Origin of the sequence: Muricoccus radiodurans, from assembly GCF_050154705.1 — a bacterium.
Classification (GTDB): Bacteria; Pseudomonadota; Alphaproteobacteria; order Acetobacterales; family Acetobacteraceae; genus Roseomonas; species Roseomonas radiodurans.
Window position 1 is genome coordinate 5,731,971 of record NZ_CP189561.1, and the last position, 18,149, is coordinate 5,750,119.

At 73.2% G+C, this 18,149-nt stretch carries 17 protein-coding genes; 12 read left to right on the forward strand and 5 right to left on the reverse strand.

Annotated features, from left to right (window positions below):
• Positions 1-39 precede the first annotated feature (39 nt).
• Together ACP6CK_RS26725 and ACP6CK_RS26730 are read left to right on the forward strand one after the other, a co-directional pair.
• A complete protein-coding gene (locus tag ACP6CK_RS26725; RefSeq protein WP_426956373.1) occupies positions 40-1,137 on the forward strand; it encodes a 2OG-Fe(II) oxygenase in 1,098 nt (365 codons plus the stop codon).
• A gap of 38 nt (positions 1,138-1,175) precedes the next feature.
• On the forward strand, positions 1,176-1,910 hold the full coding sequence (locus ACP6CK_RS26730; protein ID WP_426956374.1) for a TrmH family RNA methyltransferase: 735 nt from the start codon (positions 1,176-1,178) through the stop codon (positions 1,908-1,910).
• A 4-nt stretch (positions 1,911-1,914) separates the two neighbouring features.
• Here ACP6CK_RS26730 and ACP6CK_RS26735 read toward each other — a convergent pair whose 3' ends face one another.
• Positions 1,915-2,127 carry a DUF1289 domain-containing protein gene (locus ACP6CK_RS26735; RefSeq protein ID WP_426956375.1) on the reverse strand — a complete coding sequence of 71 codons (213 nt, stop codon included), beginning with the start codon at positions 2,125-2,127 and terminating at the stop codon, positions 1,915-1,917.
• 139 nt (positions 2,128-2,266) lie between these two features.
• Between ACP6CK_RS26735 and ACP6CK_RS26740 the strand changes: the two genes are divergently transcribed.
• On the forward strand, positions 2,267-3,256 hold the full coding sequence (locus ACP6CK_RS26740) for a Bug family tripartite tricarboxylate transporter substrate binding protein (RefSeq protein ID WP_426956376.1): 990 nt from the start codon (positions 2,267-2,269) through the stop codon (positions 3,254-3,256).
• A gap of 59 nt (positions 3,257-3,315) precedes the next feature.
• On the forward strand, positions 3,316-3,588 hold the full coding sequence (locus tag ACP6CK_RS26745; RefSeq protein ID WP_426956377.1) for a hypothetical protein: 273 nt from the start codon (positions 3,316-3,318) through the stop codon (positions 3,586-3,588).
• A gap of 7 nt (positions 3,589-3,595) precedes the next feature.
• Here ACP6CK_RS26745 and ACP6CK_RS26750 read toward each other — a convergent pair whose 3' ends face one another.
• From ACP6CK_RS26750 to ACP6CK_RS26760, 3 genes are all read right to left on the reverse strand, one after another.
• The gene (locus tag ACP6CK_RS26750; RefSeq protein WP_426956378.1) at positions 3,596-4,381 is read right to left on the reverse strand and encodes an SDR family NAD(P)-dependent oxidoreductase; all 786 of its coding nucleotides are present in this window, start codon (positions 4,379-4,381) and stop codon (positions 3,596-3,598) included.
• Positions 4,382-4,402: 21 nt separating this feature from the next.
• Positions 4,403-5,992, reverse strand: a complete 1,590-nt coding sequence (locus tag ACP6CK_RS26755; protein WP_426956379.1) for an ABC transporter substrate-binding protein — start codon at positions 5,990-5,992, stop codon at positions 4,403-4,405.
• 73 nt (positions 5,993-6,065) lie between these two features.
• Positions 6,066-7,088 (reverse strand): amino acid ABC transporter substrate-binding protein, encoded by a 1,023-nt coding sequence (locus ACP6CK_RS26760; RefSeq protein ID WP_426956380.1) that lies wholly within the window; start codon positions 7,086-7,088, stop codon positions 6,066-6,068.
• 291 nt (positions 7,089-7,379) lie between these two features.
• Here ACP6CK_RS26760 and ACP6CK_RS26765 point away from each other — a divergent pair, with 291 nt between their 5' ends.
• Positions 7,380-8,927 carry a UxaA family hydrolase gene (locus ACP6CK_RS26765; RefSeq protein WP_426956381.1) on the forward strand — a complete coding sequence of 516 codons (1,548 nt, stop codon included), beginning with the start codon at positions 7,380-7,382 and terminating at the stop codon, positions 8,925-8,927.
• A gap of 26 nt (positions 8,928-8,953) precedes the next feature.
• Here ACP6CK_RS26765 and ACP6CK_RS26770 read toward each other — a convergent pair whose 3' ends face one another.
• The gene (locus ACP6CK_RS26770; protein WP_426956382.1) at positions 8,954-10,558 is read right to left on the reverse strand and encodes an ABC transporter substrate-binding protein; all 1,605 of its coding nucleotides are present in this window, start codon (positions 10,556-10,558) and stop codon (positions 8,954-8,956) included.
• 147 nt (positions 10,559-10,705) lie between these two features.
• On the opposite strand from ACP6CK_RS26770, the gene ACP6CK_RS26775 reads away from it, so the two are divergent.
• From ACP6CK_RS26775 to ACP6CK_RS26805, 7 genes are all read left to right on the forward strand, one after another.
• Positions 10,706-11,704, forward strand: a complete 999-nt coding sequence (locus ACP6CK_RS26775) for a Bug family tripartite tricarboxylate transporter substrate binding protein (RefSeq protein WP_426956383.1) — start codon at positions 10,706-10,708, stop codon at positions 11,702-11,704.
• A 40-nt stretch (positions 11,705-11,744) separates the two neighbouring features.
• On the forward strand, positions 11,745-13,064 hold the full coding sequence (locus ACP6CK_RS26780) for a flavin monoamine oxidase family protein (protein ID WP_426956384.1): 1,320 nt from the start codon (positions 11,745-11,747) through the stop codon (positions 13,062-13,064).
• Between the two features lie 134 nt (positions 13,065-13,198).
• The gene (locus ACP6CK_RS26785) at positions 13,199-14,365 is read left to right on the forward strand and encodes an ABC transporter permease (RefSeq protein WP_426956385.1); all 1,167 of its coding nucleotides are present in this window, start codon (positions 13,199-13,201) and stop codon (positions 14,363-14,365) included.
• A 92-nt stretch (positions 14,366-14,457) separates the two neighbouring features.
• Positions 14,458-15,171, forward strand: coding sequence for an ABC transporter ATP-binding protein (locus tag ACP6CK_RS26790; RefSeq protein ID WP_426959985.1), 714 nt, complete (start codon positions 14,458-14,460; stop codon positions 15,169-15,171).
• Entirely contained in the window at positions 15,171-16,208 is a 1,038-nt protein-coding gene (locus tag ACP6CK_RS26795; protein WP_426956386.1) for an MlaD family protein, read from the forward strand. The genes ACP6CK_RS26790 and ACP6CK_RS26795 overlap by 1 nt, the downstream gene beginning before the upstream one ends.
• Complete coding sequence (locus ACP6CK_RS26800; protein ID WP_426956387.1) at positions 16,205-16,804, forward strand: hypothetical protein; 600 nt, start codon at positions 16,205-16,207, stop codon at positions 16,802-16,804. Before ACP6CK_RS26795 ends, ACP6CK_RS26800 begins: the two co-directional genes overlap by 4 nt.
• A gap of 470 nt (positions 16,805-17,274) precedes the next feature.
• Entirely contained in the window at positions 17,275-17,970 is a 696-nt protein-coding gene (locus tag ACP6CK_RS26805) for a hypothetical protein (RefSeq protein WP_426956388.1), read from the forward strand.
• Positions 17,971-18,149: the final 179 nt, after the last annotated feature.

Here is an 18,149-nt window from a genome sequence, read left to right on the forward strand (position 1 = left end):
CGGATTTCAGCGGGCGCGTCCCTGGCCTAGGATCGCCGGATGCCGCTCGTCGCCTGGGGGGAGCCCCTTCCGTCACTCGTCCTGCCGGGGATCAGCAACCCCCGCTACGCGCTGGGCTCGGTGGCCGGGCGGTGGACGGCCCTGCTTTTCCTGCCGCGCGGCGCGGGCTTCGACGGGGCGGCGCTGGAGGCGGCGGTCGCCGGCATCCGGGCCCGGCTCGACGACGTCTTCGGCGTGCTCTTCGTGGTGGCGCCGCGCGCGGAGGACCTGACGAACGGCCCGATGCGGGACAGCCTTCCCGGCATCCGTGTCCTGGCCGATCCGGACGGAGAGGCCCTGGCATCGCTGGGCGGCGATCCCGCGGCCGGCGCCGTGATCCTGGCCGACCCGACCCACCGCGTCCTGGCCAGCGGACCCCTGGCCGAGGCGCCGGCGATCCTCGGCGCCCTCTCCCGCCTGCCGCCGCCGGAGCGCCACGCGGGGATGGAGGTGATGGCCCCGGTCCTCGTCCTGCCGCGCCTGCTGGAGCCAGGGCTCTGCCGCAAGCTCATCGAGCTCTACGAGACCGGGGGCGGCAAGCCGTCCGGCTTCATGCGGGAGGTGAACGGGAAGACGGTCGGCACCAGCGATCCCGGCTTCAAGCGGCGCTCCGACCACGACATCGCGGACCAGGACGTGCTGAACGCGCTGCAGCGGCGCCTCAAGCGGCGGCTGGTGCCGGCGATCCGGCAGGCGTTCCAGTTCGAGGCGACGCGGATCGAGCGCTTCATCGTCGCCTGCTACGACGCGGCCGAGGGCGGCTTCTTCCGCGCGCACCGCGACAACACGACCCGCGGCACGGCCCACCGGCGCTTCGCGGTCACGGTGAACCTCAACTCGGAAGAGTTCGAGGGCGGCGAACTGCGCTTCCCTGAATTCGGCACGCGCCTCTACCGCGCCCCGACCGGCGGGGCGGTGGTGTTCTCCTGCTCCCTCCTGCATGAGGCGACGCCGGTGACGCAGGGCCGGCGCTACGCCTTCCTTCCCTTCCTCTACGACGAGGAGGGGGCGCGGATCAGGCAGGAAAACCTCGGCTTCCTGGCCGGGAACGAGGTGCTCGGCGCGGAAGGGACCGGCGAGCCGGTCCGCGCGGCCTGAGCGGCTTCGGGGGCCGCACGCCCGGCCCGCCGCGAGCGATGCCGCCGCGGCCGCCGGAGCCTGACCGGCTCTGCGGGGCGGCCGCCGTCGCGGCGGTGTTCGGCCGACGGCCGAAGGATGTGCTGCGGCTGTTCTACACGCCCGCCCGCCGGCGGGAGGCCGGCCCCTTCTGCGCCGCCCTCGCCGAGATGCGCCGCCCCTATCGCGAGGTAGGGGAGGAGGAGCTCGCCCGGGTGGCCGGCACCACGCACCACGGCGGGATCGTCGCGGTGGTGGCGCGGCGGAAGGTCTCGGCGCTCGCCCTGCCGCTGCCGGCCCCGTTGCGGATGTCCCCGGTCCTGCCCGTGCTGGACGGGGTGTCGAACCCCCACAACCTCGGCGCCATCGCGCGGTCCGCGGCCTTCTTCGGCTGCATCGGCATGGTGCTGACCGGCGATCCGCGCCAGGCCGGCTTGTCGGACGCCGCCTGGCGGACGAGCGAGGGTGGGCTGGAGGTGCTGAGCCTCTGGTCCGTGGCGGACCTGCCCGCGGCCCTGCGGCAACTCGGCGTGCCGACCGTTGCCGCCGTGGCCACGGGCGGGGTGGCACCGGAGGCCCTGCCGCCCAGCCCCTGCGTCGCGCTGGTCCTCGGGAATGAGGAGCGGGGTGTGAGCCCCGCGACGCTCGCCGCCTGTGATCACCGGGTCACCCTGCCGGGATCGGGGCGGGTGGAGAGCCTGAACGTGTCCGTCGCGGCGGCGGTGTTGATCCACGCGCTGTCGGCGCGGCGGTAGCGGGTCAGCCGCGGCGTCCGGCCGCCTCGCCGACCCGGCGGCCGGCGGCGGCCAGGGCCGCCAGGCGCGCGGGAAGGGCGGCCAGGATGGCGGCGCGGAAGACCGGGGCGCGCTTCCAGGCCTTCTTCTCTCGCTTCGTCATGCCGCAGCCGAGGCACCAGTCGGTGTCGTCGTCATAGTCGCAAACCTTGATGCAGGGGCGGTCTTCAGGGGTCATCTGCCGCGCAGAAGGTCCCGGACAGCCGGCCCGTCAGCCCCGGCGACCCCGGTGCGCCGGGGGACCCAGGCTTGCGGCGCCGCCGCCGCCGCGACACATGCGGGCGCGTTCTTCCAGCGCGATTCCCGGAGTTCCCCCCATGACCACCCGCCGAACCCTTCTCCAGGCCGCCGCGCTGCTGCCCCTGCCCTTCGTGGCGCGCGCCCAGGCCGCCTGGCCCACCCGCCCCGTGCGGATCATCGTGCCCTTCGCCCCCGGCGGTGCCGTGGACATCACCGGGCGGCTTCTGGCGGAGCGGCTCCAGCCCGTGCTCGGCCAGTCCGTGCTGGTGGACAACCGCGGCGGCGCGGGCGGCAACATCGGCGCGGACGCCGTCGCGAAGGCGGAGAAGGACGGCTACACGATCCTGCTCGGCAGCGCGTCGATCCTGGCGGCGAACAAGTACCTCTACCGCCGCTCCATGCCGCTCGACCCGATCCGCGACCTGGCGCCGGTGACGCGCGTGACCACGGGCACCGTGCTGCTGGTGGTGAACGCGCAGCGGCCCTGGCGCACCTTCGCCGAGCTCGTGGCCGCCGCGAAGGCGGACCCCGGAAAGCTCAGCATGGGCTCCTCCGGCACCGGCACGGTCAGCCACCTGACCCTGTCCAGCGTCAACCGCGCGGCCGGCATGGACATCACGCACATTCCCTATCGCGGCGGCGGGCCGGCCATCACGGACCTGCTGACCGGCACCATCGACATGATGTTCGACGTGATCCCCGCCCTGATGCCGCATGTGCGGGAGGGCCGCTTCCGCGCCCTGGCCGTCGGCAGCGCGGACCGCGTGACCTACGTGCCGGAGCTGCGCGACGTGCCGGGCATGAAGGAGGTGCTGCCGGGCAGCAACATCGACATGCAGTCCTGGTACGCGATCAACGCCCCGGCCGGCACGCCCGCGCCGGTGGTCGCGCGGCTGCATCAGGCGCTGGTGCAGGTGGCGCGGGGCGACGACTTCAAGGCGCGGCTGGAGCCGCTGGGCTTCACCCCCGTCTGGGACGAGAGCCCGGAGGCCTATGGCCGCTACCTCACCCAGCAGGACGCGCTGTGGCGCGGACTGGTGGAGCAGTCCGGCGCGACGCTGGACTGAGGCGGGCGACGCGGCGGCGTCAGGCTGGTAGAAGACCCCATCCTGGCGCCGGAGCGGCGATGCGTTCCCTTCTGATCCTCTCCCTGCTCCTGCCGGGCGCCGCCCTGGCGCAGGGCGCGCCGCCGGCCGACGCGGCCTTCTGCCTGCGGGTGGTGCAGCACGGGATGGCGTGCCGCGCGCAGCACGGCGATCCCCTGACCGGCAACACCGTCGCCTTCGGCGCCTGCATGACGCGGGCGCTGGGGGTGCAGGATGCCCTGCGCGCCGTGGCGCTGCTCGACCGCGCCCGCGGCTCCTGGGCCGGGGCGCTGATGGAGTGCGCCCGGCGGTAGCGCGGGGCTACGGCCCGAGGAGCTGCCCGCCATCCACGGTAATGGCCTGGCCCGTGACCCAGCTCGCGCGCGGGGAGGCGAGGAAGAGCGCGACCTCCGCCACCTCCTCCGGCCGGCCCATCCGCCCGAAGGGGATCTGCGCGAGGGTGCTGTTGTACAGGTCCGGGTCGCTCGTGCGGCGGCGTTCCCAGGAGCCGCCGGGAAACTCGATGGAGCCGGGGGCGATGGCGTTCGCCCGGATGCCCTTCGCCGCCAGCACCCGCGCCTGGCTGGAGGTGTACTGGATCACCGCCGCCTTCACCGCCGCGTAGGGCGGGTTCCGCTTCGTCGCCCGGTAGGCGGAGATGGAGGCGATGTTGACGATGCTGCTGCCCGGCGCCGCGCGCTCGAGGAAGGGCTGCGCCGCGTGGCTGGCGCGGACCACGGCCATTACGTCCACCGCCAGCGACGCGGCCCAGGCCTCCTCGTCGTCGGAGCGACCGAATCCGGAAGCGTTGTTCACCAACACGTCGATGCCGCCCAGCGCCTCCGCCGCGGCAGGGACGAAGCGGGCGATGGCGGCGGCGTCCGCGAGGTCGCAGGGCGCGGCATAGGTCGGCACGCCGAGGGCGGCGAGTTCCGCCCGCGTCGCCTCCAGCGTGTCCGCGCCGCGCGCGCAGATCGCGACCGATGCGCCGGCCTTCGCGAAGCCGAGGGCGATGGAGCGGCCGATGCCGCGGCTGCCGCCCATGACCACCGCGCGCTTGCCCTGAAATTCCATGATCCGTCCCGTCAATGCTTGGGCCCGGATCATGGGCGCCGCATCCGGCTGCCGCTACCCCCGCCGGGCGTTCAGCGGCGTGGTGAAGCCGCGGCGGATGCCGGTCAGGCCGCGGCGATAGGCGCTGGCGACCTGGTACTGGCCGAGCGGCCAGTGCGGCACGTCCTGGAAGAACTGCGTCTGAATATCGCGGGCGATGGTGCGCTGCGCGTCGAGGCTCGGTGCGTCGAACCAGGCGTCGCGCAGCGATTCCAGCCGCTCCGATCGCGGCCAGCCGAACCAGGCGCCGTCCCCGTTCGCGCGCAGCAGCGGGTTGTTTCCGGGGTTCATCAGCTCCAGCCCGTTGAAGATGGCGATGACGGCGTTCCAGCCGCCCGCATCCGGCGGCGTCTTCCGCGCGCGGCGCTGCAGCACCGTGCCCCAGTCGGAGATCGCGCTCTCCGCGTCGAAGCCGATCCGGCGGAGGTAGTCCACGATGACGATCGTCATCGCGTTGTTGTTCGCGACGTCGGTCGGGTGCAACACGACCACCTTCGCCCCCGCCTTGCCGGTGGCGGCCAATGCGCGGCGCGTCGCCTCGATGTTGCGCGGGGCGGTGAGGGCGGAAAGGCCGGCGTCGTTCTCCAGCGGGCTGCCCTTCGGGAAGGCGCCCACGCCGTCGGTCCAGAGGCTCCGGTCATCGCCCATGATGCTCGTCATCACCTCCGCCTGCGGGATGCTGGCCCAGAGGGCGCGGCGCACGGCCGGATCGTCGAAGGGCGGGTGCAGGTGGTTCGGGCGCAGGCTGGGGATGGTCCCCGCCGTCTCGATCAGGTCCACCACCACGTTGCGGGCGCGGGTCAGCAGCGGCCGCAGATCGGGCGCTACCTGCTCCCACCAGTCCACCTCCCCGGCCTGCAGCGCGGCGGCGGCGGTTGCGGGGTCCTGGATGACCTTCCACTCCACCCGCTCGAAGGTCGCGAGCTTCGGGCCGGCGGTCATCACCGCCTCTCCCGGCGCCGGGACGTAACGGTCATAGCGCCGGTAGACGAGCTGGCTGCCGGAGACCCGTTCCTCCGGCACGAAGCGGTAGGGGCCGGAGCCCACCACCTCGGTCAGCGCGCGGTTCGGGTCCTGGGTGGCGTGGCGCTCCGGATAGACGAAGCAGGGGTAGGACGCGGTCTTCGCCAGCCCGTCCAGCATGGGGCCGAAGGGCCGCTTCAGCCGCATCTCGAAGCGCCGGTCGTCCAGGGCGCGGATCTCGTCCAGCCGCTCCGACAAGGTCTGGCCGAGCGTGTCCCGCAGCATCCACTTGCGGACCGACGCCACGGCATCGCGGGCGCGGACCGGCTCGCCGTCATGGAAGGTCGGGCCGTCCCGCAGGGTGAAGGTCCAGCGGCGCCCATCATCCTCCACCACGTGGCCGGCGGCGAGTTGCGGGCTGGGCTGCATCGCCCCGTCCAGGCCGTAGAGCGTGTCCCACACCATGTGGCCGTGGTTCCGCGTCGGCGTGGCCGTGGTGTTCATCGGGTCGAGGATCGTCACGTCCGCCTGCGGGATGAAGCGGAGGACGCGGCTCTCGACCTGGGAGAAGGCGGGCTGGGCGAGCGGCGCCGTGGCGAGGACGGCGGAACCGGCGAGGAGGGTGCGGCGGGTCGGGGACATGGGCATCTCCGGGGGACCGCGCATTGGAGAAGGACGGCGCGTCACCCGCAAGGGCGGCGCGCCGCCACACGCGTCAGCGGAAGGGCGGCGACCACATCAACCCGCCCTGCGCGGCCAGCCGGTTTTGCCCGCGCTGGACGCCGAGGGGCGCCTGGTTGCGCTCCCAGATCTCGCCGTAGTTGCCGACCGCGCGGATGGCGCGAAGCGCCCAGTCGCGCTCCAGCCCCATCTGCTGCCCGAACTCGCCGGAGGTGCCGAGCAGGCGCTGAACCTCCGGGTTCGGGTCCTGCCGGCGGGATTCGGTATTCGCCTGCGTGATGCCCTGCTCCTCCGCCGCGACGAGCGCGTTGAGCGTCCACTTCACGATGTCGAACCAGCGCCAGTCGCCCTTGCGAACCATGGGGCCGAGCGGCTCGCGCGAGACCGTCTCGGGCAGGATGACGTAGTCGTTCGCGCGCGGACCCTGTCCGGCGCGGATGGAGGTCAGGCCCGACAGGTCCGTGGTGTAGCTGTCGCAGCGGCCGGAGAAGAAGGCGGCCTGTACCTCCCCGAAATTCTCGATCAGCACGGGGGTGAAGCGGATGTTGTTCGCCCGTGCCCAGTCCGCGAGGTTCAGCTCCGTCGTGCTGCCGGGCTGGAGGCAGATGGTGGCGCCATCGAGCCCGCGCACCGACGTGACGCCGGACTCACGCTTCACGATGAAGCCCTGCCCGTCATGCAGCAGCACGCCCGCGAAGGCGAGGCCGATGCCGACGTCCCGCGCGGTCGTCCAGGTCGTGTTGCGGGAGAGCACGTCCACCTCCCCGGACTGGAGCGCGGTGAAGCGCGTCTGCGGCGTGGTGGGCACGAAGCGCACCTTCTCCGGATCGCCGAGCACGGCGGCGGCGACCGCGCGGCAGAAATCCACGTCCAGCCCGGTCCAGCGCCCCTGGCTGTCCGCCAGCGACAGCCCGGCGACGCCGGTGGAAACGCCGCAGGCGAGCGTGCCGCGGGCGCGCACGGCGGCCAGCGTGTCCGGCGCCGGCTGGGCCTGCGCCGCGCCGCCGATGAGCGCGAGGGCGGCGGCAAGCAAACTGGAGCGAAGGCGGATGGTCATGGTGTTGTGTTCCGGGACTGGCATCGCGCGAACGCTACATCCGGCGTCAGGTTCCACCGGGGCGGCGCAGGGGTGTCATGCGGGAGGAATCATCCCGTAACGAATCCTCTGTGGATGACAGACGACAGCCGCGGGAGGGCTCGGCCATCCGGTGCGCGCCGGCCTTCACGCAGGGCTGGCGAAGCAGGGTGCCGACCCGGTAGGAGATGCGCCCAGGGAACCGGGCTGTCCTGCGCACCGGGACCGCCCGATCGGGCGCGCTGCGCGGCGGCCGACGGAAGAGGGGTGGGAATGCTCGACCTGACGATGAAACGGGCCACGGGGCCGGTGATCCGGCTGCACCCGAAGGACAACGTGGTGGTGGCGCGCGTTCCCATCGACCCGGGCACCGAGGTGCCGGGGGAAGGCGTCAGCGCCCTCGGGCGCGTGCCGGCCGGGCACAAGCTGGCCGCGGTGGATATCCCCGCCGGCCATCCCGTCCGGAAATATGACGTGGTGATCGGCTTCGCGGGCGAGGACATCCCCGCCGGCGGCTACGTCCACACCCACAACTGCCTGATGGGCGAGTTGCAGCGCGACTACGCCTTCTGCGCCGATTTCCGCCCCGTGGAGATGGTGCCGGAGGAGGAGCGCGCGACCTTCCAGGGCATCGTCCGCCCGGACGGGCGCGTGGGGACGCGGAACTACATCGCCATCGCCTCCACGGTGAACTGCTCGGCCAGCGTGGTGCGGGCCGTGGCGGATCACTTCACGCCGGAACGTCTGGCCGACTTTCCGAACGTGGACGGGGTGGTGGCGCTGAGCCACGCGCTGGGCTGCGGCATGGAGATGACGGGCGAGCCGATGGCGCTGCTGCGCCGCACGCTGATCGGCACCATGCGCAACCCGAACGTCGCCGGTGTGGTGCTGGTCGGTCTGGGCTGCGAACGGAACCAGATCTCCGGCGTGATGGAGGAGGGAGGGCTCTCCACCGGCCCGATGCTGCACACCATGGTCATGCAGGAGGTCGGCGGCACGCGGAAGAGCATCGAGGCCGGCATCGCCGCCGTCCGCTCCATGCTGCCAGAGGCGAACAGGGCCACGCGCCAGACCGTGCCCGCCTCCCACCTGATGGTCGGTCTGCAATGCGGCGGGTCGGACGGGTTCTCCTCCATCACGGCGAACCCATCGCTCGGCGCGGCCATGGACATCCTCGTGCGCCACGGCGGCACGGCGATCCTTTCGGAAACGCCGGAGATCAACGGCGTGGAGCACACGCTCACCCGCCGCGCGGTATCGGAGGAGGTCGGGCGGAAGCTGCTGGAACGGCTTCGCTGGTGGAAGGAGGAGTACGCCGCCGGACGCGACACGCAGATCAACGGCCGCGTCTCCCCGGGCAACCAGGCCGGGGGTCTGGCGAACATCATCGAGAAGTCGCTCGGTTCCTCCATGAAGGGCGGCACCGGGCCGCTGATGGAGGTCTATCGCTACGCCGAGCCCGTGCGGCAGAAGGGCTTCGTCTTCATGGACACGCCGGGCTACGACCCGGTCTCGGCCACCGGGCAGGTGGCGGGCGGCGCCAACCTTATCGCCTTCACCACGGGGCGCGGCTCCATGTACGGGTGCCGCCCCGTGCCCTCGGTCAAGCTGGCGACCAACACCCCCATGTTCCGACGGCTGGAGGAGGACATGGACATCAACTGTGGCGTCGTCCTCGACGGGGAGGCAACGATCGCCGAGATGGGCGAGGCCGTCTTCCGCCACCTCCTCCGCGTCGCGAGCGGCGAGCGCACGAAGAGCGAGATCCTGGGGATCGGGAACAACGAATTTGTCCCCTGGCAGATCGGGATCGTGGGGTAGCCCGCCCGGGCCACCCCACCCGGCGATCAGCCCCGCGTGACGTTCAGCGGGATGGACAGCCCGCGACGGCCGACATTCAGGCCGCGGCGATACGCGCTCTCCACATAGTACTGGCCCAGCGGCCAGTACGGCACCTCCTCGAAGAAGACGCGCTGGATCTCCCGGCCGATGCGGCGCTGGCCGGCGTCGTCGGGCGCCTCGAACCAGTCGAGCCGGAGCTGCTCCATCCGCGGAGAGTTCGGCCAGCCGAACCAGGCGTCGCCGCCATTGCCGCGCAGCAGCGGGTGGCCGCCGGGGTTCGTCAGGTCCTCGCCGCCGAAGGCGACGTAGACCGCATTCCAGCCGCCCTGTGCCGGCGGCTCCTTCTTCGCCCGCCGCGCGAGCATGGTGCTCCAGTCCGACGTCGCGGCCTCCGCATCCAGCCCGGCCTTCTTCATCATGTCGATCGCGACCATGGTCAGCGCCGAGTTGTTCGGCTGGTCTGCCGGGTTGAGCGTCACCACCTTCGCTCCCGCCTTGCCCGTGGCGGCCAGGAGCTGACGCGCGCGCTCCAGGCTGCGCGCGCCGGTCAGCGCCTCCATGCCCTCGTCGGACGCCATGGCGGAACCGGGGGTGAAGGGACCGACGGGCACGCGGTACCGGGTCGTGTCGTCGCCCATGATCGCCTGCATGAACTCGCCCTGGTTCAGGGCGGGCCAGAGGGCGCGGCGCACGGCCGGATCGTCGAAGGGCGGGTGCAGGTGGTTCGGCCGCAGCATGCCGATCGTGCCCCCGCTCTCGATCCGGTCCACGACGATGTCGCGGCGGCGCTGAAGCAGCGCGCGCAGGTCGGGCGCCACACGCTCCCACCAGTCCAGCTCCCCGGATTGCAGGGCCGCGCCCGTGGTGGAGGGATCCGGCAGCCAGCGCCACTCCAGCCGCTCGAAATGCGCGATCTTCGGGCCGGCGGTGACGGAGACGGGGCCGCCCGGCGCGGGGGAGTAGCGGTCGTAGCGCGCGTAGACCGCGATGTCGCCCGCGCGCCGCTCGGCCGCGACGAAGCGGTAGGGGCCGGAGCCGACGATCTCCGTGATGCCGGTCGTCGGCGCCACCGCCGCGAAGCGCTCCGGCATGATGAAGCAGGGATAGGAGGAGGACTTGCCCAGCGCGTCCAGCATCGCGCCGAAGGGCTGCTTCAGCCGGATCTCGAAGCGGCGGTCATCCAGCGCGCGGATCTCGTCCGTGCGCGCCGCCAGCGTCTGGCCGTGCGTGTCGCGCGTCATCCAGCGGCGGATGGAGGCGACGGCGTCCTTCGCGAGGATCTTCTCCCCGTCATGGAAGGTCGGGCCTTCGCGCAGCGTGAAGGTCCAGCGGCGGTTGTCGTCCGCGATGACGTGCCCCTCCGCGAGCTGGGGATGCGGGCGGAATGATTCGTCGATGCCGTAGAGCGTGTCCCAGCAGAGATGCGCGTGATTCCGCACGGCGTAGGACGTGGTCGTCAACGGATCGAGCACGCTGACATCCGCCTGCGGCACGAAGCGCAGGACGCGCGCATCGGCTTGGCTGTAGGCGGGACGGGTCAGCGCGGCCCCGGCCAGGGCGGCGCCGCCGCCCAGGAGGCCGCGTCGGGTCGGGACGGGAAGCTTGGCCATGAAGGGGTCTCCGGATTCCTGGCCGCATAGGAGGGCGGCGCGGCTGGCCGGCGCAAGGGCGACGAGGGGGATTGGCGCCGCCGGCCGACCCGCCCCATGCTGCCCCGTAACGAGGCCCGCGAGCCGATCAGGACGGAGACGAGTGACATGATGCGACGCCGCTCCCTTTTGGCCGCCGGGACCGCCCTGGCCGCGCCCCTGCCGGCCGGCGCCCAGCCGGTGGCCGGGGGGAGGCCGGTGCGGGTCGTCGTCCCCTTCCCGCCGGGCGGCGCCATCGACCTGCTCGGCCGCCTGATCGCGGAGCGCCTCGGCCCAGCCCTCGGCCAGAACGTGGTGGTGGAGAACCGCGGCGGCGCCGGCGGCATCCTGGGCGCCGACGCGGTGGCGAAAGGGCCGAACGACGGCACGGTGATCGGCGTCATCGGTGTGTCCACGCTCTGCGCCTTCCCCACCCTCTACAACCGCCTGCCCTTCGACCCCGTGCGGGACCTGCAGCCGCTGACGGTCATCACCTCGGGCGCGCTGCTCTGCGTCGTGAACGCGGAGACCGCGCAGCGGAACGGCTGGACCGATTTCCGGGCGATGATCAACTGGTCCAAGGCCCACCCCGAACAGGTGAAGATGGGCTCCTCCGGCACCGGCACCACGTCGCATCTCTGCATCGAGGCGGTGAACGCCGCGACCGGGGCGCGCATCCTGCACGTGCCCTATCGCGGCGGCGGGCCGGCCATCAACGACCTGCTGGCCGGGACGATCGACATGATGTTCGACGTCACGCCCGCCCTCGTGCCGCATGTCGAGAGCGGGAAGTTCAAGGCGATGGCGCTGTCCTCCCAGCGGCGCATGGACTTCCTGCCCACCGTGCCCGGCATGTCGGAGTTCCACGACCTCGGCCTGCGGGACCTGGACATGGTGACCTGGAACGCCCTGATGACCGCGCCCGGCACGCCGGAGCCGGTGGTGGCGCGCCTCGTCGAGGCCATCCGCCAGGTGGCCCGCCAGCCGGATTTCGTCGCCCGCCTGAAGCCGCTGGGCTACGACACCGTGCTCAGCGAGAACCCGGCCGCCCTGGCGGCCCAGATCCAGCGGGAGACCCCGGTCTGGCGCGCCATCGTCGAGCGGTCCGGCGTCAAGCTGGACAGCTAGCGGCGGGCAACCCGTCCGCCGCTCGCCCGCTTGAACCGCCATGGGGGATCCTGACCTTCTGATCGTCGGCGCCGGCGCCGCGGGGATCGCGGCCGCGCGGGAGGCGCGCTCGCTCGGGCTGGACGTGCGCGTGCTGGAGGCGCGGGGCCGCGTGGGCGGGCGCGCCCACACCGTGCAGGACCTCGGTTCCCCCTTCGACCTCGGCGCCACCTGGCTGCACGCGGCGCAGAGCAACCCGCTCGTCCCGCTGGCCGAGGCACGCGGGCTGGAGCTGTTCAACCACGATCTCGTCCGCAGCGGCCGCACCTGGACGGACGGCCATTGGGCCACGGCGGAGGAGTTGGCGGAGTACGACGCCGCCGAGCACGCCTGGCACGAGGCCCTGATGCTCGCCCCCGACACGCCCGGCCTGTCCCTGGCGGATGCCGCGCCGCGTGGCGGCCGCTGGGACGCCACCCTCCTTCACTGGGAAGGCCCGGTGATCTGCGGCGCCGAGCCGGAGGCGATGGATCTCGCGGACTGGCGCGCCACGATGCTGAACGGCAGCAACCTTCTTCCGCGCGAAGGGTGCGGCCACCTGCTGGAGGTCCTGGCCGAGGGCCTGCCGATCACCCTGGACGCTCCGGTGACCCGGCTCTCCTGGGGCGGCCGCCGCGTCCGCGCGGAGGGCCCCTTCGGCGCCGTCGAGGCCGGCGCGGCGATCGTCACCGTCTCCACCGGCGTGCTGGCCTCCGGCGCCATCGCCTTCGACCCGCCGCTGCCGGTGGCGACCCAGGAAGCGGCCCATGACCTGCCCATGGGCCTGCTGATCAAGTTCGGCCTGCGCGCCGCTGGCGAGGACCGCCTGGACCTGCCCGCCTTCGGCGGCCTGGAGCGGCGGCTGGAGCCGGGCGAACGGGCCATGACCTGGATCTCGTGGCCTTTCGGCCGGGCATACCTCTCGGGCTTCGCCGGCGGGGCGCTCGCCTGGGACCTCTCGGCCGCCGGGGATGCGGCGACGCTCGACCACGCCTTCTCGGAACTGCGGGACATGTTTGGCGCCCGGGCGGACCGGGCCCTGCGCCGGGACGGCGCGGCGGTCGCGAGCTGGGGGCGAGACCCCTGGGCGCGGGGCGCTTATTCCTACGCGCGCCCGGGCGGCAGCGCGGCGCGGGCCGCCCTGTCTGTGCCGCTGGGCGGCGGCCGCCTGCGCTTGGCGGGGGAGGCGTGCCACACGAGCCTCGCCGCAACGCTCGCCGGCGCCTGGTACAGCGGGGCCGCCGCGGCGCGGGAGGCGGCCGCAACCCTCGGGCGTTCACCAAGGGTTACAGAACGGACGGGTTACACGGGTCGGGTTCCCGCTCCATCTTCGGGCGGATGAATCGCGAGGACAGACGCCGTGACGCCGCCGTTCCGGTCGGCGACGCGCCGGGCAGCCGCCGCGCCCAGCGCGCGGAAGGCGGCCGGGAACGGCGCTCCGCGCCCGGCAGCCCGCCCCTTCCATCCCCGGAGGACATGGGTCCCGGCCCCGCCCCGGACGTGCCACCGGAGCCTGGGCCAGCGGTCGCCGCGAACGATCTCGGTACCCCGCCCCCCGCCCCGGAGGTCCGGCGGGACGGCGACGCGCTACGCTTCTCGGGCACGCTGACGAGTTTCAACGCCGGCCCCGCCTGGCGCGACGCGGTGAAGGACGCCAAGGGCGTGCGGGTCCTGGACCTCTCGGGCCTGACGGTGCTCGACACCAGCGGCGCCGCCCTCGTCCTGGCGGCGGAGGCCGAGGCGGGGGAGGGGGTACGGATTGAGGGCGCCTCCCGCCCCGTCGCCGCCGTCATGGAGCGGGCCCGGGACGCGTCGAAGCCCCCGCCGGCGCCGCCCGCGCCCGCGAAGCGGCTCGGCCTTGTCCGCAGCCTCGGGGCCTGGGGCGTGGGGCGCGTGAAGGGCGCCGGGGACGGCGTGGCCTTCCTGGGGGAGGCGAGCGCCACCCTCGTCAACGCGGCCCGCCGCCCACGGGATCTGCGTGCCGCCGACATCCTGCGCCACCTGGACGAGGTGGGAACCCGCGCCTTCGGGCTGGTGGTCCTGCTCGGCGTGCTGATCGGCGTGATCCTCGCCTTCCAGTCGTCCATCCCCATGCGCCAGTTCGGGGCGGAGATCTTCATCCCGCGCCTCGTCGGCATCTCCCTGCTGCGGGAGCTCGGGCCGCTGATGGCCGGGGTGATCCTGGCCGGCCGCACCGGATCCGCCTATGCCGCGGAGCTCGGCACCATGACGGTGAACGAGGAGGTGAGCGCGCTGCGGATCATGGGTGTGGACCCCATGGTCATGCTGGTGATGCCGCGGCTGGTCGCGGCCACCATCGCCATGCCGGTCCTGTCCCTGCTGATGGACCTCGCGGGGCTGGTGGGGATGACGGGGGTGATGCTCTCCCTCGGCTTCCCGGTGCGGCTGGTGACGAACCAGATCGCCTCCTCCATCACCGTGGGGGACCTGATGGGGGGGCTGGGCAAGGCGGCGGTCTTCGGGCTGGTCATCGCGGGGATCGGCTGCCGGGCCGGGCTCTCGGCCGGCAGCGGGCCGCGGGCGGTGGGCGACGCGGCCACGGCCGCCGTGGTGGGCGGCATCGTCGCCCTGGTGCTGTTGGACGGCATCTTCGCCGTGCTCTTCTTCCGGCTGGGCTGGTGATGGACGCCATCCCCGACTCCGTCCGGCCGGCCCCGCCGGAGGAGACCGCGGCCGAGGCCGCCCCCGCCGTCATCGAGGCGAAGGGGGTCGCGATGCGCTTCGGCACGCGGACCCTCTTCAAGGACGTGACCTTCACCGTCCGGCGAGGGGAGGTGTTCGTGATCCTCGGCGGCTCGGGCTGCGGCAAGTCCACCCTGCTGAAGATCATGATCGGCCTCTACGCCCCGACCGGGGGGCGGGTGACGATCCTCGGCGGCGACCTCGCCGGGGCGGAGGGGGAGGCGCGCCGCAACCTGCTGCGACAGCTCGGCGTCATGTGGCAGTCGGGGGCGCTCTTCGGCTCGATGAACCTGCTGGAGAACGTGATGCTGCCGCTCGAAGCCCATACCGACCTGCCCCGGGAGGCGCGGGAGAGCGTCGCGCGGGTGAAGCTCGGCCTCGTCGGCCTGTCGGACGCGGCGGACCGCCTGCCCTCGGAGATCTCGGGCGGCATGGCCAAGCGGGCCGGCATCGCCCGCGCCATGGCGCTGGACCCGCCCGTCCTGTTCCTGGACGAGCCGAGCGCCGGCCTCGACCCCATCACCTCCGCGGGCCTGGACGAGCTGATCAAGGACCTCGCCCGCGACCTCGGCACCACCTTCGTGGTGGTCACGCATGAGCTACAATCGATCCTCGCCATCGGGGATCGCTGCATCATGCTCGACAAGGAGGCCCAGGGCATGATCGCCGAGGGCGACCCCCGCAAGCTGCGCGACGACCCGCCGAACGACACGGTGCGCCGCTTCTTCCGGCGGGAGACCGCCTGATGGCCGTCTCCGCCCGCGGCCTCTACCTCCGGGTCGGCATCCTCCTGATCGTGGGGATCGGGCTGGGACTGGCCTTCGTCCTCTTCTTCACCTCCTCCAAGCTCAGCAGCAACGCCCGGCAGTTCGAGACCTACCTGCGGGAGAGCGTGACGGGCCTGGCGGTGGGCGCGGCGGTCCGCTTCCGCGGTGTGCAGCTCGGGTCGGTGACGGAGATCACTCTCGTCGCCGCCGAGTACCCGCCACCCGAGAACACGCCCATCCAGGAGACCGCCTATCGCCGCGTGCTCGTGCGCTTCGGCATGGACCTCTCGCGCTTCCGCGACCTGCCCAATGTGGAGACGGCGGTCCAGGGCGGGTTGCGGGCGCGGCTGGCCACGCAGGGGATCACGGGCGTGAGCTACATCGAACTGGATTTCGTGGACGCGACCCGCTTCCCGCCGGAACCGACGCCGTGGCAGCCGCACGCGGAGGTCATCCCCTCCGCGCCGAGCACCGTCTCCCAGGTGACCTCGGTCGCGGAGCAGCTCGCGCAACGCCTTGCCGACGCGCCGATCGAGGCCATCCTGCGGGACGCCGCGGGGCTCCTGGCCGACCTGCGGTCGCAGCTGAACGACGGCGACGTCGCCCGCGCGTCCCGCGAGGCGTCGGAGACGCTGGCGACCCTGCGCCAGACGATCGAGGGGCTGAACCTGCCGGCCCTGAGCAGCGAGTTGCGTGGCACGGTGGCGGAGGCGCGCGGGCTCCTCACCGCGCCGGAGATCCGCAACACGCTCCGCAGCACCGACGCGGCGGCGCAGCAATTGCGCACGGCGCTCACCCGCCTGCCGGCGGCCGTGGGACAGGTGGAGCAGGCGGCACGGGCGGTGAGCCTCGCGGTCGGCGACATCAACGGCGACCTGACGCCCACGCTGCGGGATCTCCGGGCCACCTCCAGCAACCTGCGGGACACGACGGAGCTGCTGCGCCGCGCGCCTGGCGCCGCGATCCTGGCGCCACCGCCCCCGGCCCCGGCCTGGGCGACGGAGCGCCGGCGGTGAGGCGGCGCGGGCTCCTCCTGCTGCCGCTGGTCGCGGGCTGTGGAGTGATCAACCAGAGCTACGTGGAGCCGCGGCGTTACCCGCTCTCCCCCTCGCGGCCCGATGGGCCGCCGCGCCGGGCCGGGCGGAAGACGCTGCTGATGCGGCTGACCCGCGGCGCGCCGGGGGTGGACGGAAAGCTCCTCCGCTCCGTCCGGGCGGACGGGACCGAGGCCACCGAATACTACGCCGAATGGACCGCCCCACCCGCCGAGGCGGCGGAGGAGGCGCTGCGGCGCTGGCTCATCGCCTCCCGCCTCTTCGCCGCCGTCCTGGCGCCGGGCACGCGCGGCGCCACCGACCTGCAGCTGGAAACCGAGCTGACGGCGCTGCACGTGGATCTCGGGCGCGGGGTGGCGCGGGCGGCCATGTCCGCCGTGCTGCTGACCGAGACGAGCCAGTTCGGCACGCGCGCCGTGGCGCAGTACACCGAGGCCGCTACGATGCCCGTTCCGCCCGACCGCCCCCTGAGCCCCGATGCCCAGGCCGCCGGCATGGTGGCCGCCCTGGGGGCCGTGCTGGCGCGGCTGGAAAGCGACCTGGCCAGCCACGCCTGACCGCCGGCGCGGGCGCCCGATCGGCGCCCGCTTCCTCACGCCTGAAGCATGCCGCCGTATAGGGGGGATGGCGCTTCCGGCAGGGTGTCGGAGGCGGCCCAGTCCGCCGGGCGTTCCGCGCGAGATTGGGCCGGCGAGGGCTCGCGCCGGCATCCGTGCGACCGGGAGCACTGGCCGACGTGACGTCGGTCCTCTGGTCCCGCCGGCAACCTCAGGTCTCTGATCAGGGCCTGATCGCGACATCAGGCTTTCAGCGGCTCAGCCTGCCGGCGGGCACGTCGACCCGCACGGGAAACGCCCTGTGAACCGCCCCGGGCACGAAGGCGGTGTCGAAGAGATCTTCACTCCAGTCTCGAAAATTATGCGCCTCCGAGGCTCATTTAACGGCGCGCTCACGAATCTACGACAATCTCATTCATGAGACAAACGCGGCAGGAAGCCCGGCCGATGAGACAAGCGGGACGATGGCAATGCCGCACGTTGTGCAAGCCGACAAGTGGGACGAAGTCTGGGCGGAGTATGACACCCGCCAGATGACGCTGGCCAGCGTCCGGGGCACACGCCCCGCCCGGGCCGTGGCCTCTGCCCGGCACGGATCCGTGGAGCGCGTGACCGCTGCCCGCGCCGGGGTGCGGCCGGTGCGGCCCTGGACACAGGCGGTGATGGCGGGCTTCGCCGGATGCGTGCTCCTCGCCCTCTGGCTGACGCTTCCCTGGATGCTGGCCGCGCGGCTCTCCTCGGCGATTGGCGGCGGGGACGCCCCCGCCCTGCTGCGGCAATTCGACGCCCCGGTCGCCCTGGCCAGCATCCGCGCCGGGCTGGAAGCCGAGGTGCAGGAGGGCATGGGAGAGGGCGCCCGGCGCTACCTCTCGGACATGGCGGCGCGAATGGCCTCCTCCCTCCAGCGCCCGGAGGGAATGCGCGCATGGCTCGCGCTGCGGGCACGGGGAGGCAACGGGGAGGGGAGTCCGGCCCCGCTCTCCACCCTGCGCGCGGCGCGTCCGACCGGGCTCGGCGCCTTCCGGGTGGAGTACGGCCCGGCCCGCGGCGAGGGGGGCGTGGCGTTCGACCTCGCCTGGCAGGGCACCGACTTCCGCGTGGTGGGGGTGCGCTTCCTGGAGCCCGCCGCGCGCCCGTGGCCCGCGACGGTGCTGGCCATGCGCTGAGCCTGGCGGAGCCGCCGGCCGTCCCATCCTGTCCGCCGGGCGGCTTGTACGGCACCGCATCTCGCGGCACCGAGGTGAACAGAGGAGGGATGCCCGCCAGCCCGGCGAGTGTTGTATGAGGGAAGCGGCGCACCCCGGTGGTGCATGGCGGTGCCGGCCTGCGGGGGCCGATTGGTCAA